Raw genomic sequence first — 14,215 nt, 5'->3', positions numbered from 1 at the left:
TTCGTTAGCTTTGTGAGGTGACGCACTGGCGCGCCGACGAGTGGGCGGAAGCGGTCCGGACCGGCATCCGCGCGAGGGGGCTCTCCCTCGACGAGGCGGCCCGCCGGATCGGCGTCCCGACGTCGACGCTGCGCAGCTGGATCGAGCACCGGCACGCGCCGAAGGTGACCGTCTTCGACCACTGGGCGCAGCTCGCCGAGGTGACCGGCCTCGGGGAGGCCGAGCTCCTGCGCGTCGCCGGCGTGCTGCCCGACAGCCTCGCGAGCCCGGTGCACGTCGCGCAGGCGGCGAAGGCGCTGCGGGAGGGCATCGACCAGGCCGGGCAGTTCCTCCGGCAGGCGACGGCGCTCGTCTACTCCTCGCCCGGCACGCAGGTGGCGAACGCCATCGCGGCGTCGCCGATCGACTGGGAGATGCGGATCCGGTCCGCCACCCGCGGCGACGAGGTCCGCGTCACCTACCACCACTACGTCGGGGTCGTGCCGCCGCGCGAGTTCCCGCACTCCGACGCCGAGGCGCGCCGCATCATCGAGCACGAGATCCTCGGCGACCTGTGGCGGCCGCTGGGCCTGTACTGGCGGGTCGCCGAGGTGCACGACTGGCACGAGCCGCCCCGGCTGGTGATCCAGGTGCCCGAGCAGGAGGCGACGCGCCCGCCGTCGCCGTCCCCGGCGGCCGTGACCGCGCCGCCGGTGGTGGTGCTGTCGCCGATCTGGGGCTACGGCGAGCTGCTGGCGTCGCTGGTCGCCGACGGCCTCGGGTTCGGCAACGTCGACTTCCGCTACTTCGGGCTGCCCGACGCGATGGCCGACCGGGTCCGGATCACCGGGCGCGAACTGGCCGAGCCGGCGCCGCGGCTGGTGCACTCGGTGCCGCCGATCATGCTGCTCCACGGCCTGGCCGTGCCCGACCTGACCGGACGGCTCCCGGTCGTGGTCCGCTACGGCGCCCGCATGCGCGAGCGGGCGGCGCGTATCTACCGCGAGCCGCTGCTCGAAGCCGGGTTCGCGGACCCGGAGGAGGGCGCCCGCGCGATCGAGGCCGCGGTCGAAGACGTCGTCCGCCGATTCGCTGAGGGCTGCGCGTACTTCGAGGTCACGCTCACCGACGACGACGTCTTCGACGGCGACCGGCCCTCGCTGGACCGGCTCAACGATTCGGTGGCGTGGTTCGCCGAGCACGTCGTCGAGCACGTGCTGCTGGGCGCGGGCCTGCCGCCGGTGCCGCTGGGCGGCCCGCTCAAGCGGCTCGTCCTGCCGTCCGGCCGGGTGCGGCGGCCGCCCGCGCTGGCCGGCCAGGTGGTCCGCCGGGTCGCCAGTCGAACACCGCTCGAGAACTGATGTGGCGTTGCCCGGGTGAAGTAGACGGACCTCGAAGGCGGCAGGTACCGTAACCGCCACAACTGCAGATCGGGCCGTAGAGCCGAGGCGGGAGAGCCCTCACGAAGTCGGTGGGGCACCGAAGGAGCAAACTCCCCGGAATCTCTCAGGTACCTGCTACCGCTTCGCGCGAGGCCACTCTGGAAAGCAGGCGCACCCGCGCCTCACCCAAGGTGAAAGCCGTGTGTCCCACGGTGAAACTCTCAGGTGCCATGACAGAGGGGGAGTTCCAGCGCACCACTGTGTGCCCGGCCCAAGGAGCTCCCGATCACTTCTACGCAGTTCGACGCCCGCCACATCGGCCCGTCCGAGGCCGAACGCGCGAAGATGCTGGCCGAGTGCGGCTACGGCAGCCTGGACGCCCTCGTCGGCGCCGCCGTGCCGAGCGCCATCCGCGCGACCCGCGACCTCGTCCTCCCGCCCGCCGCGTCCGAAGAGGAAGCCACCGCGGAGCTGCGCGCGCTCGCCGCGCGCAACCGGCCGATGACGCAGATGATCGGCCTCGGCTACTCCGACACCGTCACGCCCGGCGTGATCCGCCGGAACGTCCTCGAGAACCCGGCCTGGTACACCGCGTACACGCCGTACCAGCCGGAGATCTCGCAGGGCCGCCTCGAGGCGCTGCTCAACTTCCAGACCATGGTCGCCGACCTGACCGGCCTGGCCACCGCGAACGCGTCGCTGCTGGACGAGTCGACCGCCGTCGCCGAAGCCGTCACGCTGATGCGCCGCGCGTCGAAGTCCAAGTCCGACAAGGTCGTGCTCGACGCCGAGTGCCTGCCGCAGACGATCGCCGTCGTGCGCACCCGCGTCGAGGCCCTGGGCATCGAGGTCGAGGTCCGCGACCTGCTGACCGGGCTGCCCGAGGACTTCTTCGGCGTCGTCGTCCAGTACCCCGGCGCGTCCGGCGTGCTGCGCGGCCGCGGCTTCTACCACGCGATTTCGGAGTCGGCGAAGGCCGCGGGCGCGCTGTTCACCGTCGCCGCCGACCTCCTCTCCCTGACGCTCGTCACCGCGCCTGGCGAGTTCGGCGCCGACGTCGCCGCGGGCTCGACGCAGCGCTTCGGCGTCCCGCTCGGCTACGGCGGCCCGCACGCCGGGTACATGTCCGTGCGGTCGGGCCTCGAGCGCTCGCTGCCCGGGCGTCTGGTCGGCGTCTCGGTCGACGCGGACGGCAACCCGGCCTACCGGCTCGCGCTGCAGACCCGCGAGCAGCACATCCGCCGCGAGAAGGCGACGTCGAACATCTGCACCGCCCAGGTGCTCCCGGCCGTGCTGGCCGCGATGTACGCGGTCTACCACGGCCCGGACGGCCTGAAGAAGATCGCCCGGCGCGTCCACGGCCTGGCCGCGGGCTTCGCCGACGCGCTGCGCAAGAGCGGCGTCGAGGTCGTGCACGAGTCGTTCTTCGACACCGTCGTCGCGCGCGTGCCCGGCCGGGCCGCCGAGGTCCACGCGGCCGCGCGGGCCCAGGGCATCAACCTCGGCCACGTCGACGGCGATCACATCCGCGTCGCCTTCGACGAGGTCAGCACCCCCGCGATCACCGCGAAGGTCCTTCGCGCCTTCGGCGTCGAGGCCGGCGTCGAGGACGGCGTCGCCCTGCCGAGCGGCCTCGCCCGCGAGAGCGGCTTCATGGGCCACGAGGTCTTCGGCACCCACCGCTCCGAGACGGCGATGCTGCGCTACCTGCGCCGCCTCTCCGACCAGGACTACGCGCTCGACCGCGGCATGATCCCGCTCGGCTCCTGCACGATGAAGCTCAACGCCACCGCGGAGATGGAGCCGATCAGCTGGCGCGAGTTCGCCGGCATCCACCCGTTCGCGCCGGCCGAGGACGCCGAGGGCTACCACGTCCTCGTGGCGCAGCTCGCCGAGTGGCTGGCCGAGGTCACCGGCTACGACAAGGTGTCGCTGCAGCCGAACGCGGGCAGCCAGGGCGAGCTCGCCGGGCTCCTCGCGATCCGCGCCTACCACCGCGCGAACGGCGACGAAGGCCGGGACGTCTGCCTGATCCCGTCCAGCGCGCACGGCACGAACGCCGCGTCCGCGGTGCTCGCCGGGATGCGCGTCGTCGTGGTCAAGTGCACCGACGAGGGCAACGTCGACCTCGCCGACCTGCGGGCCAAGGTGGACGCCCACCGCGACGCCCTCGCGGCGATCATGGTGACGTACCCGTCCACGCACGGCGTCTACGAGCACGACATCGACGAGCTGGCGAAGATCGTGCACGACGGCGGCGGCCAGGTGTACGTCGACGGCGCGAACCTCAACGCCCTGCTCGGCCTGGCCAAGCCGGGCGAGTTCGGCGGCGACGTCTCGCACCTGAACCTGCACAAGACCTTCTGCATCCCGCACGGCGGGGGCGGCCCCGGTGTCGGCCCGGTCGCGGTGCGCGCGCACCTGGCGCCGTACCTGCCGAACCACCCGCTGCTCGACGCCGCCGGTCCCGCGACCGGCGTCGGCCCGATCAGCGGCGCGCCGTACGGCTCGGCGTCGATCCTGCCGATCTCGTGGGCCTACGTCCGGATGATGGGCGCGCCCGGCCTGACCGCCGCCACGAAGGTCGCCGTGCTCGCGGCGAACTACGTCGCTTCGCGCCTGGCGCCGCACTACCCGGTGCTCTACACGGGCCAGGACGGCCTGGTCGCGCACGAGTGCATCCTCGACCTGCGGCAGATCACCAAGGAGACCGGCGTGACGGTCGACGACGTCGCGAAGCGGCTCATCGACTACGGCTTCCACGCGCCGACCATGTCGTTCCCGGTCGCGGGGACGCTGATGGTCGAGCCGACCGAGTCCGAGGACCTCGGCGAGATCGACCGGTTCATCGCCGCGATGATCGCCATCCGCGCCGAGATCGACGAGGTGGCCAACGGCAAGTGGACCGCGGAGGAGTCGCCGCTGCGGGGCGCCCCGCACACCGCCGAGACGCTGGTCGGGGAGTGGGACAAGCCCTACGACCGGGAGCTGGCCGTGTACCCGGCGGGTGTTTCGCGCAAGAACAAGTACTGGCCGCCGGTGCGGCGCATCGACGGCGCCCGCGGTGACCGTAACCTCGTGTGCTCCTGCCCGCCCCTCAACGCTTACGAAGGCTGATCCCGACGTGTCGAAAGAGACCTCCCTGCACGGAGTCCACAAGGGACTCGGTGCGCTGTTCACCGACTTCGCCGGCTGGTCGATGCCGGTCCGCTACGCCAGCGAGCTGGCCGAGCACAAGGCCGTCCGCGAGGCGGCCGGGCTGTTCGACCTCTCGCACATGGCCGAGATCCACGTCACCGGCAAGCAGGCCGCGGACGTCCTCGACTTCGCGCTGGTCGGCAACCTCACCGGGGTCAAGCCGGGCCGCGCGCGGTACACGATGATCTGCAACGCCGAGGGCGGCGTGCTGGACGACCTGGTCGTCTACCGGCTGGCCGACGAGCACTACCTGGTCGTCGCGAACGCGGGCAACGCCCAGGTCGTCGCGGACGCCCTGGAAGAGCGGGTCGCGGGCTTCGACGCCGTCGTCGACGACCGGTCGGAGACCACGGCGCTGATCGCCGTCCAGGGCCCGAACGCCGCGGCGATCATCGGCGCCGTCACCGACGCCGACCTGGGTGCGCTGAAGTACTACGCCAGCGTCCCGGCCGTCGTGAAGGGCCACGACGTCCTCCTCGCCCGCACCGGCTACACCGGCGAGGACGGCTTCGAGCTGTTCGTGAACGCGGACGAAGCGCCCGCGCTGTGGCGTCTCCTCATGGAGGCCGGCGAGCCGCACGGGCTGGTCCCGGCCGGTCTCGCCTGCCGCGACACGCTCCGGCTGGAAGCCGGGATGCCGTTGTACGGCAACGAACTCACCGTCGAGCAGAGCCCGTTCGAGGCCGGCCTCGGGCGCGTCGTCAAGTTCGAGAAGCCGGGCGACTTCGTCGGCCGCGCGGCGCTGGAGGAGCGGTCCAAGGCGGACGTCCCCCGCGTGCGGGTGGGGCTCAAGGGCGCCGGCCGCCGCGCTCCGCGGCACGGCTACCGCGTGCTCTCCGGCGAGACCGAAATCGGCGAGGTGACCAGCGGGGCGCTGTCGCCGACCCTGGGTTACCCGATCGCGATGGCGTACGTCGATCGGGCGTACGCCGAGCCCGGCACCGCGCTGTCCGTCGACATCCGGGGCAGGATCGAGCCCGTCGAGGTCGTCGCCCTTCCCTTCTACTCCCGCGCGTAAAGGACTTTGAGCCATGAGCATCCCCGAGAACCTGCAGTACACGAAGGAACACGAGTGGCTGAGCGTCGCCGACGGCGTCGCCACCGTGGGCATCACCGCCTTCGCCGCCGAGTCGCTCGGTGACATCGTGTTCGTCCAGCTCCCCGAGGCCGGCTCGACCGTGACCGCGGGCGAGGTGTTCGGCGAGGTCGAGTCGACCAAGTCGGTCAGCGAGCTGTACGCGCCGGTCTCCGGCGAGGTCGTCGAGGTGAACGGGGCCACTTCGGACACCCCCGAGGTCATCAACTCCGACCCGTACACGGAAGGCTGGCTGCTCAAGGTGCGTCTGACCGGGGACGTGCCGGAACTGCTCGACGCCGCCGCGTACGCCGCGCACACTCAGGAGAGCTGAATGACGACCTTCGACGCGCACCTGTCCGAAGTCGACCCCGAGGTCGCCGCGGCCGTCGCCGACGAGCTGACCCGCCAGCAGTCGACCCTGGAGATGATCGCCTCCGAGAACTTCGCCCCGGTGGGCGTGCTCGAGGCCCAGGGCTCGGTGCTGACCAACAAGTACGCCGAGGGCTACCCCGGCCGCCGCTACTACGGCGGCTGCGAGCACGTCGACGTCGTCGAGCAGCTCGCCATCGACCGCGCGAAGGCCCTCTTCGGCGCCGACCACGCCAACGTGCAGCCGCACTCGGGCGCGCAGGCCAACGCGGCCGCGATGTTCGCCGTGCTCAAGCCGGGCGACACGATCCTCGGCCTCGACCTGGCGCACGGCGGCCACCTGACGCACGGGATGAAGATCAACTTCTCGGGCAAGCTGTACAACGTCGTCGCCTACCACGTCGACAAGGAGACCGGCATCGTCGATCTCGCCGAGATCGAGCGCCTCGCCGTCGAGCACAAGCCGAAGCTGATCATCGCCGGCTGGTCCGCCTACCCGCGTCAGCTCGACTTCGCCGAGTTCCGCCGCATCGCCGACCTCGTCGAGGCGCGGCTGATGGTGGACATGGCGCACTTCGCCGGGCTGGTCGCGGCCGGGCTGCACCCGTCGCCGGTCCCGCACGCCGACATCGTCACCACGACCACGCACAAGACCCTCGGCGGCCCGCGCGGCGGCCTCATCCTGTGCCGCGAGGAGCTGGCGAAGAAGATCAACTCGGCGGTGTTCCCCGGCCAGCAGGGCGGGCCCCTCGAGCACGTCATCGCGGCCAAGGCCGTCGCGCTGAAGATCGCCGCGAGCGAGGAGTTCAAGGAGCGCCAGCAGCGGACGCTCGAAGGCTCGCGGATCCTGGCTTCGCGGCTGTCGCAGCCGGACTGCGCTTCGGCGGGTGTCCGGGTGCTGACCGGCGGCACGGACGTCCACCTGGTGCTCGTCGACCTCGTCCAGTCCACCCTGGACGGACAGCAGGCCGAGGACCGGCTGCACGAGGTCGGCATCACGGTCAACCGCAACGCCGTCCCGTTCGACCCGCGCCCGCCGATGATCACCTCCGGCCTGCGGATCGGCACGCCGGCGCTGGCCACCCGCGGCTTCCGGGCGGACGACTTCACCGAGGTCGCCGACGTCATCGCCGAGGCACTCAAGCCGGACTTCGACGACGCCCTGCGTTCGAAGCTGCGCGACCGCGTCGAGACGCTGGCGAAGAAGCACCCGCTGTACGCGGACCTGTCCCGGTGAACGCTCAGCCCGAGGGCCGGAAGCTGTTGCGTCTCGAGGTTCGCAACAGTGAGACGCCGATCGAGAAGAAGCCGCCGTGGATCAAGACGCGGGTGCGGATGGGGCCGGAGTTCACCGAGCTCAAGGGTCTGGTGCGCCGTGAGGGTTTGCACACGGTGTGTGAGGAAGCGGGTTGTCCCAACATTTACGAGTGTTGGGAAGACCGGGAGGCGACGTTCCTGATCGGTGGGGATCAGTGCACGCGCCGGTGTGATTTCTGCCAGATCGATACGGGTAAACCGGCTGAGCTGGATCGGACGGAGCCGCGGAAGGTCGCCGAGTCGGTGCAGGCGATGGGGTTGCGGTACTCGACGGTCACTGGTGTGGCGCGCGACGACCTGGAAGACGGGGGTGCGTGGCTGTATGCGGAGACCGTGCGGCAGATTCATGCGTTGAATCCGGGTACGGGTGTGGAGTTGTTGATCCCGGATTTCAACGCTGATCCTGGGCAGTTGGCTGAGGTGTTCGGGTCGCGGCCGGAGGTGTTGGCGCACAACGTGGAGACGGTGCCGCGGATTTTCAAGCGGATCCGTCCCGGGTTCCGGTATGCGCGGTCGTTGGCGGTCATCACGGCGGCGCGTGAGGCTGGTCTGGTGACGAAGTCGAACCTGATCCTGGGTATGGGGGAGACCCCGGACGAGGTGGCTCCGGCGATGCGGGACCTGGTCGAGGCGGGGTGTGAGATTTTGACGATCACGCAGTACCTGCGTCCCTCGCCGCGGCATCATCCGGTGGATCGGTGGGTCAAGCCGGAGGAGTTCGTCGAGCACTCCCAGGCTGCCGAGGCGATGGGCTTCGCCGGGGTCATGGCCGGGCCGCTGGTGCGTTCGTCCTACCGCGCCGGACGCCTCTACGCCCAGACCAAGGGCTACCGTGGAGAGGAGCTGCCGGAAAACCTGCGGCACCTCGCCGACCAGGGCCCGGCCGCGCAAGAAGCCAGCTCGCTGCTGGCGCGATAGGAAGGGGCGGATCAATGGCGATCAGCGTCTTCGACCTGTTTTCCATCGGCATCGGGCCGTCGAGCTCCCACACCGTCGGCCCGATGCGCGCGGCACTGACCTTTGTGGACGGACTCGGCGACGACCTCGGCCGGACCGCGCGCGTCCAGGCCGAGCTGTTCGGCTCCCTCGGCGCGACCGGCTTCGGTCACGGCAGCGACAAGGCCGTCCTGCTCGGACTTTCGGGTGAGCGTCCCGAAGAGATCGACACCGACACTGTGCCCGGTCGTGTCGCGGACATCCGCGAGTCCGGCCGCCTGCTGCTGGGCGGCACGCACGAGATCGCGTTCGACGAGGACACCGACCTCACCATGCACCGGCGCAAGTCCCTGCCGGCGCACCCGAACGGCATGGTGTTCCGCGCGTTCGACGCGGCTGGTGAGCTGGTGCGCGAGCGGACGTACTACTCGGTCGGCGGGGGCTTCGTCCGCGACGAGTCGTACGAGACGGACGCGGTGTTCGTCGAGGACTCGACGCCGGTGCCGTACCCGTTCCGCACCGGCGCGGACCTGCTCGGGCACTGCGCCGCGACGGGGCTGCCGATCAGCGAGATCATGCTGGCCAACGAGCTGTCCTGGCGTTCGCGCGAGGAGGTGCGGGACGGGCTTCTCGCGATCTGGGCGGTCATGGCGGAGTGCGTCCGCAACGGCTGCACGCACGAAGGCGTCCTGCCGGGCGGGCTGAAGGTGCCGCGGCGCGCGCGGGCGTTGCACGAGAAGCTCCTGGCCGAGGACGGCGCGGACGACCCGCTGTACGCGATGGACTGGGTGAGCCTGTACGCGCTGGCGGTCAACGAGGAGAACGCCGCGGGCGGCCGCGTCGTCACCGCGCCGACCAACGGCGCCGCCGGGATCATCCCGGCCGTGCTGCACTACTACCAGCGCTTCATCCGGCACTCGTCGGACGACGGCATCGTGAAGTTCATGCTCACGGCGGGCGCGATCGGCTCGATCCTCAAGCAGACGGGCTCGATCTCGGGCGCGGAGGTCGGCTGCCAGGGCGAAGTCGGCTCGGCGTCGGCGATGGCGGCGGCGGGGTTGACCGAGGTGCTCGGCGGGTCGCCGGCCCAGGTGGAGAACGCGGCCGAGATCGGGGTGGAGCACCACCTCGGGCTGACGTGCGACCCGGTCGGCGGCCTGGTCCAGATCCCGTGCATCGAGCGCAACGCGGTCGGCGCGTCGAAGGCGATCCACGCGGCCCGGATGGCCATGCGCGGCGACGGCAGCCACGTGGTGACGCTGGACAAGGCGATCAAGACGATGCGCGAGACGGGCGCGGACATGAGCGTGAAGTACAAGGAAACGGCCCGCGGCGGCCTGGCGGTGAACGTCATCGAGTGCTGACGGCCCGGCGGCTCAGCGCTGCCGATCCTCCGGTTCGACGGCCAGCCGCAGGCCGACCTCCACCAGGGTCCAGCCGAGCTGCTGGCGCCGGGTTCCGGTGCGCCGCCGAGGCGTCGCCCGGCCGGGTGGTCGGTTGCGCACGCCGTGGCGGAGTTCGTTCTCCCGCTCGTGCACCAGGTCTTCGGCCATCAAGAAGTGCACCGGATCGCCCCCTGCGTCGATGTTCGGTGTCGTGGTCCTCATCGTCGCTCACCGTGCCCGTCCGGTTCCACCGGTTTTCCGCGCCGCGAACACCAGTGTCACCGAGAGCGACGGGGCCCGGCCACTCCGAAGGTGCGCCGCCGCGGCCTAAACTCGCGGGATGGAGTCGACCTCGGTGGTGAATGCCGGTGAAGCGCTGTTCCGGCCGGTTCGCGCGGGCAATGCCTTCGAGGAGACCGTCGAGCGGTTGCTGCAGGCGATCCGGCTCGGGGTGGTCGGGGCGGGGGAGCGGCTGCCGTCCGAACGCGAACTCGCCGAGCGGCTCGGCGTCAGCCGCGTCACGCTGCGCGAAGCCATCCGGGCCCTCTCGGACGCCGGTTACGTCGAGTCACGGCGGGGGCGCTACGGCGGCACGTTCGTGAACGAAAGCCTGCCCGGGCCGCCCGAGCAGTCACCCGGCGGCAAGGTCGACGCCGTCGCGCTGGAGGACGCGCTGTGCCTGCGCTACGTCCTCGAAACCGGTGCCGCGGAAATGGCGGCGGCGCGGTCGCTGAGCCCCGCCGACCGGCAGCACCTCACCGGCACGCTCGCCGAGGCCGCGGGCGCGGGCCTCGACGACTACCGCCGCAAGGACTCCCGGCTGCACCTGGCGATCGCCGAGGTGACGGCGTCCGGCTCGCTGACCACGGCGATGGCCGACGCCCGCACCCGCGTCAACCAGCTGCTCGACCGGATCCCGCTGCTGCCGCCCAACCTCGAGCATTCGAACGCCCAGCACGAGGCGATCGTGGACGCCATCCTCGCGGGCGACGCGGCCGCCGCCCGGCAGGCGATGGCGGAGCACATCGAGGGCACGGCGTCGCTGCTGCGCGCGTTCCTCTCCTGACGCCCGCCTTGACAGGATTCGAACAACCTCGTTAGTTCTCCACAGAACCTTCACCACCGGCCGGCCGTCATCCATTCGTGACCTTGCCGACGGAGGAAGAAACCGAAGCCCCCGCGAAGCCGGACTCCCCGCGCCGACGCCGGTGGCGGCGCATCCGGCGGATCGCGTACTGGACCACCGGCGCGCTCGTCGGCGTGCCGCTGATCGCCTTCTGGGTCGCCTACCTGGTGCTCGACGTCCGCAGCCCCGAGGAGGTCCTGGCCGGGCTCGACAAGACCGTCGTCCTGCAGTACTCGGACGGGTCCGAGCTGCTCAAGGTGATCCCGGCCGACGGCGACCGGCGGTTCGTGCCGTACGGGCAGGTGCCCGCGAAACTCCGCGACGCCATCATCGCCACCGAGGACCCGACCTTCTGGGACAACCAGGGCTTCGACCCGACCGGCATCGGCCGCGCGTTCCTCACCGGCGTCGGCGGCGGGTCCGGGATCACGCAGCAGTACATCAAGAAGTCCACCGGCGACGAGGACGCCACGATCGGGCGGAAGTTCGCCGAGCTGGTGCTGGCCACGAAGATCACCCAGGAGCAGAGCAAGGAACAGATCTTCGAAAGCTACGTCAACATCATCTCCTTCGGCCGCGGCACGTTCGGCCCCGCCGCGGCGATGAACGCCTACTTCGGCAAGAAGCTCGACGACTCGATGACCTGGAGCGAAGCCGCGTTCCTCGCCGGGATGATCCAGTCGCCTTCGGTGCACGACCCGGCCGCCTCCGGCGACGCCCACGCGGCGCGGCGCTGGCAGTACGTGCGCGACAAGCTCGTCGCCCGCGGGTACGTGAAGGGCGACGAGAAGCTGGCCTACCCCGGCGACGAGGTCCAGCCGCCGTCGGAGACGCGCGCGGGCCGCCTCTCCTACGACGAGTTCCACATCAAGCAGCAGGTCCTGGCCGAGCTCGAACAGGACGGTTTCCCGCTGGGCCGGCTCCAGCAGGGAAACCTGACCGTCGAGACGACCCTGGACCGCGGCATGCAGGACGCCGCGAAGAAAACGTTGCAGGACAGGCTGAAGAGCCAGCCCCAGGAGTTCCGCGGCGCCGTCGTCGCGGTCGAGCCGAAGACCGGCGCGATCCGCGCCTACCAGGGTGGCGACCAGGGCGTCCGCGACTACGCGAGCACCCCGCACGCGGCCGGCTCGGCGTTCTACCCGTTCACCCTCGCTGCCGCGCTGCGCCGGGGCTACGGCCCGAACGTGCCGATTTCGGCGCCCGAGGAGCAGGAGTTCCTCGGGGAGAAGTTCAAGTACCCGGCCGTCTGCAGCCTCAAGTGCACGCCGCGCACGGCGATGCGGGCGCACGCCGACGGCCCGTTCGTCGCCCTGGCGAAGAAGTTCGGCCCGGACGTGCTGAGCGAGACCGCGCGGCAGGCCGGGATCCCCGAGACCGTCGACGGCACGCCGACGATGCGCGAGAAAGACGGCTTCCTCATCGGGCCGGGCATCGCGATCGGCCGGTACCCGCTGCGGCCGCTGGACATGGCCGGCGCCTACGCGACCTTTGCCGCGGACGGCCGCCGCACGACCCCGCACCTGGTGGCGAAGGTGCGGGACGAGAGCGGCGCGGTCATCTGGGAGCACACCGACACCGCGCGCCCGGCGTTCGACGAAGACGGCGGCCAGAGCCGCCGCATCGCCCAGGAGGTCACCGGCACGCTGACCGACAGCAGCGGGGCCGCGCTGCGCACCGGCGAGGCCGAGCACGGCACCAGCCCGGACAACCAGGACGCCTGGGCCGTCGGCTACACCCCGCAGCTGGCGACCGCGGTCTGGATCGGCTCCGACGACGAACGCCGGCTGAAGGACGCGAGCGGTGCGAAACTCAGCGGCGACGTCGTCCCGGCCGCCATCTGGCGCGACTTCATGGCGGCGGCGCACCAGGACGTGCCGGCCCGGCCGATGGCCCCGGGCCCGCCGCCGGTGGTGCGGCCGCCGCGCTGAGTCAGCGGACGAGAGCCAGGACGAACCCGTCGTGCCCCTTGGTGCCGACGGTCTGGACGGCGGTGGCGTCCAGCCGCGGTTCGGCGGCGAGGACGTCGAACATCTCGCGGGCGCCCAGCACGTTCGGGTCGGTGCTCGAGGGGTCGGCCACCCCGCCCTGGCGGACGACGTTGTCGACCACGATCGTCGTGCCGGGGCGGGACAGCTTCAGCGTTGCGCGCACGTAGTTCGCGAGGTTGTTCTTGTCCGCGTCGATGAACACGAAGTCGAACGGGCCCTCGAGCGACGGCAGCGTGTCCAGCGCGGCGCCGACGCGGATGTCGACCACGTCTTCGCCGAAGCCCGCCCGGGCCAGGTTGGCCTTCGCGACCGAAGCGTGCCGGGGCTCGTATTCGCAGGTCACCAGCTTGCCGCCGGGTGGGAGGGCGCGCGCCAGCCAGATCGTGCTGTACCCGCCGAGCGTGCCGATCTCCAGGATCGTCCGCGCGCCGGCGAGGCGGGCCAGCAGGTTCAGCAGCTTGCCCTGGTTGGGCGCGACGGCGATCGGCGGCAGCCCGGCGGCGGCCGCGTCGGCGAGGGCGTCGTCGAGCACCGGATCGGGGGCGAGGAGCGCCTCGGTGAGGTAGTCGTCGACTTCGGCCCAGCTCTTGTCGGTCATGGCACCTCCGCACCCCAATCTAGCGGGCTTTCGGGATCACCAGCGGCGTCCCGGTCTCCGGGCACGGCATCACCCGGCACGGCAGCTCGAAGATCTTCTCCACGTTCGCCTCCGTGACGACCTCCTCCGGCGTCCCCGCCGCCACCACCACGCCGTCGCGCATCGCGATCAGGTGGGTCGCGTAGCGGGCCGCGTGGTTGAGGTCGTGCAACACCGCCACCAGCGTCCGCCCCTGCTCCGCGTGCAGGCGGGCGCACAGGTCGAGGATCTCGATCTGGTGCGCGATGTCGAGGTAGGTCGTCGGCTCGTCGAGCAGCAGCAGGTCCGTCCGCTGCGCCAGCGCCATGGCCAGCCAGACGCGCTGGCGCTGCCCGCCGGACAGCTCGTCCACCAGCCGGTCCGCCAGGTCGGCGACCCCGGTCGCGCGCATCGACTCCGCCACGATCGACGCGTCTTCGCGCGATGACTGCCGCAGCAGCTTCTGGTGCGGGTAGCGGCCGCGGGCGACGAGGTCGGCGACCGTGATGCCCTCCGGCGCGATCGAGCTCTGCGGCAGCAGCCCGAGCCGGCGCGCGACCTCCTTGGCGCCGTACGAACCGATCGTCGCGCCGTCGAGGTAGACCGAGCCCGCCTGCGGTTCGAGGGTCCGCGACAGCGCGCGCAGCAGGGTCGTCTTGCCGCACGCGTTCGGCCCGACGATGACCGTGAACGAGCGGTCCGGGACCACGACACCGAGGTCCTCGGCGACGGTCCGGCCGTCGTAGGCCAGCGTCAGGTCTTCGGCAAGCAGACGAGCGGTCACGGAGGTAAGGCTAACCTAGGTGGGCGGCCTGCCCCGGAGAAGTGGGATCATGCT

12 protein-coding genes and 1 riboswitch are annotated in these 14,215 nt (G+C 71.3%); of the genes, 9 read left to right on the top strand and 3 right to left on the bottom strand.

What is annotated here, in order from left to right:
• Positions 1-17 precede the first annotated feature (17 nt).
• The 7 genes from ACH54P_RS19800 to ACH54P_RS19770 all read left to right on the top strand — a co-directional run bounded on the left by ACH54P_RS19800 (position 18) and on the right by ACH54P_RS19770 (position 9,623).
• A complete protein-coding gene (locus ACH54P_RS19800) occupies positions 18-1,340 on the top strand; it encodes a helix-turn-helix domain-containing protein (RefSeq protein WP_489914816.1) in 1,323 nt (440 codons plus the stop codon).
• A 78-nt stretch (positions 1,341-1,418) separates the two neighbouring features.
• Positions 1,419-1,512, top strand: a riboswitch (glycine riboswitch).
• Positions 1,513-1,646: 134 nt separating this feature from the next.
• Positions 1,647-4,478 (top strand): aminomethyl-transferring glycine dehydrogenase, encoded by a 2,832-nt coding sequence (gcvP, locus tag ACH54P_RS19795; RefSeq protein ID WP_489916528.1) that lies wholly within the window; start codon positions 1,647-1,649, stop codon positions 4,476-4,478.
• 7 nt (positions 4,479-4,485) lie between these two features.
• Positions 4,486-5,577, top strand: coding sequence for a glycine cleavage system aminomethyltransferase GcvT (gcvT, locus tag ACH54P_RS19790; RefSeq protein ID WP_489914814.1), 1,092 nt, complete (start codon positions 4,486-4,488; stop codon positions 5,575-5,577).
• 13 nt (positions 5,578-5,590) lie between these two features.
• A complete protein-coding gene (gcvH, locus tag ACH54P_RS19785) occupies positions 5,591-5,968 on the top strand; it encodes a glycine cleavage system protein GcvH (RefSeq protein ID WP_489914812.1) in 378 nt (125 codons plus the stop codon).
• The gene (gene glyA, locus ACH54P_RS19780) at positions 5,969-7,243 is read left to right on the top strand and encodes a serine hydroxymethyltransferase (RefSeq protein WP_489914810.1); all 1,275 of its coding nucleotides are present in this window, start codon (positions 5,969-5,971) and stop codon (positions 7,241-7,243) included.
• Positions 7,240-8,241 (top strand): lipoyl synthase, encoded by a 1,002-nt coding sequence (lipA, locus tag ACH54P_RS19775; protein ID WP_489914808.1) that lies wholly within the window; start codon positions 7,240-7,242, stop codon positions 8,239-8,241. The genes glyA and lipA overlap by 4 nt, the downstream gene beginning before the upstream one ends.
• Positions 8,242-8,255: 14 nt before the next feature.
• Positions 8,256-9,623, top strand: coding sequence for an L-serine ammonia-lyase (locus tag ACH54P_RS19770; protein WP_489914806.1), 1,368 nt, complete (start codon positions 8,256-8,258; stop codon positions 9,621-9,623).
• A 12-nt stretch (positions 9,624-9,635) separates the two neighbouring features.
• On the opposite strand, the gene ACH54P_RS19765 is transcribed toward ACH54P_RS19770, so the two are convergent.
• Positions 9,636-9,866, bottom strand: coding sequence for a hypothetical protein (locus ACH54P_RS19765; protein ID WP_489914804.1), 231 nt, complete (start codon positions 9,864-9,866; stop codon positions 9,636-9,638).
• 118 nt (positions 9,867-9,984) lie between these two features.
• Between ACH54P_RS19765 and ACH54P_RS19760 the strand changes: the two genes are divergently transcribed.
• Complete coding sequence (locus ACH54P_RS19760) at positions 9,985-10,710, top strand: FadR/GntR family transcriptional regulator (protein WP_489914802.1); 726 nt, start codon at positions 9,985-9,987, stop codon at positions 10,708-10,710.
• A gap of 77 nt (positions 10,711-10,787) precedes the next feature.
• The gene (locus ACH54P_RS19755; protein ID WP_489914800.1) at positions 10,788-12,701 is read left to right on the top strand and encodes a transglycosylase domain-containing protein; all 1,914 of its coding nucleotides are present in this window, start codon (positions 10,788-10,790) and stop codon (positions 12,699-12,701) included.
• 1 nt (position 12,702) lies between these two features.
• Here ACH54P_RS19755 and ACH54P_RS19750 read toward each other — a convergent pair whose 3' ends face one another.
• Entirely contained in the window at positions 12,703-13,359 is a 657-nt protein-coding gene (locus ACH54P_RS19750) for an O-methyltransferase (protein WP_489914798.1), read from the bottom strand.
• Positions 13,360-13,378: 19 nt separating this feature from the next.
• Positions 13,379-14,161 (bottom strand): ABC transporter ATP-binding protein, encoded by a 783-nt coding sequence (locus tag ACH54P_RS19745; RefSeq protein WP_489914796.1) that lies wholly within the window; start codon positions 14,159-14,161, stop codon positions 13,379-13,381.
• Between the last annotated feature and the right edge of the window lie 54 nt (positions 14,162-14,215).

It is taken from the genome of Amycolatopsis sp. N2S4-7 (assembly GCF_058119595.1).
The sequence above is the reverse complement of the archived record's forward strand: the minus strand, read 5'-3'. Positions and strand labels throughout refer to the sequence as shown.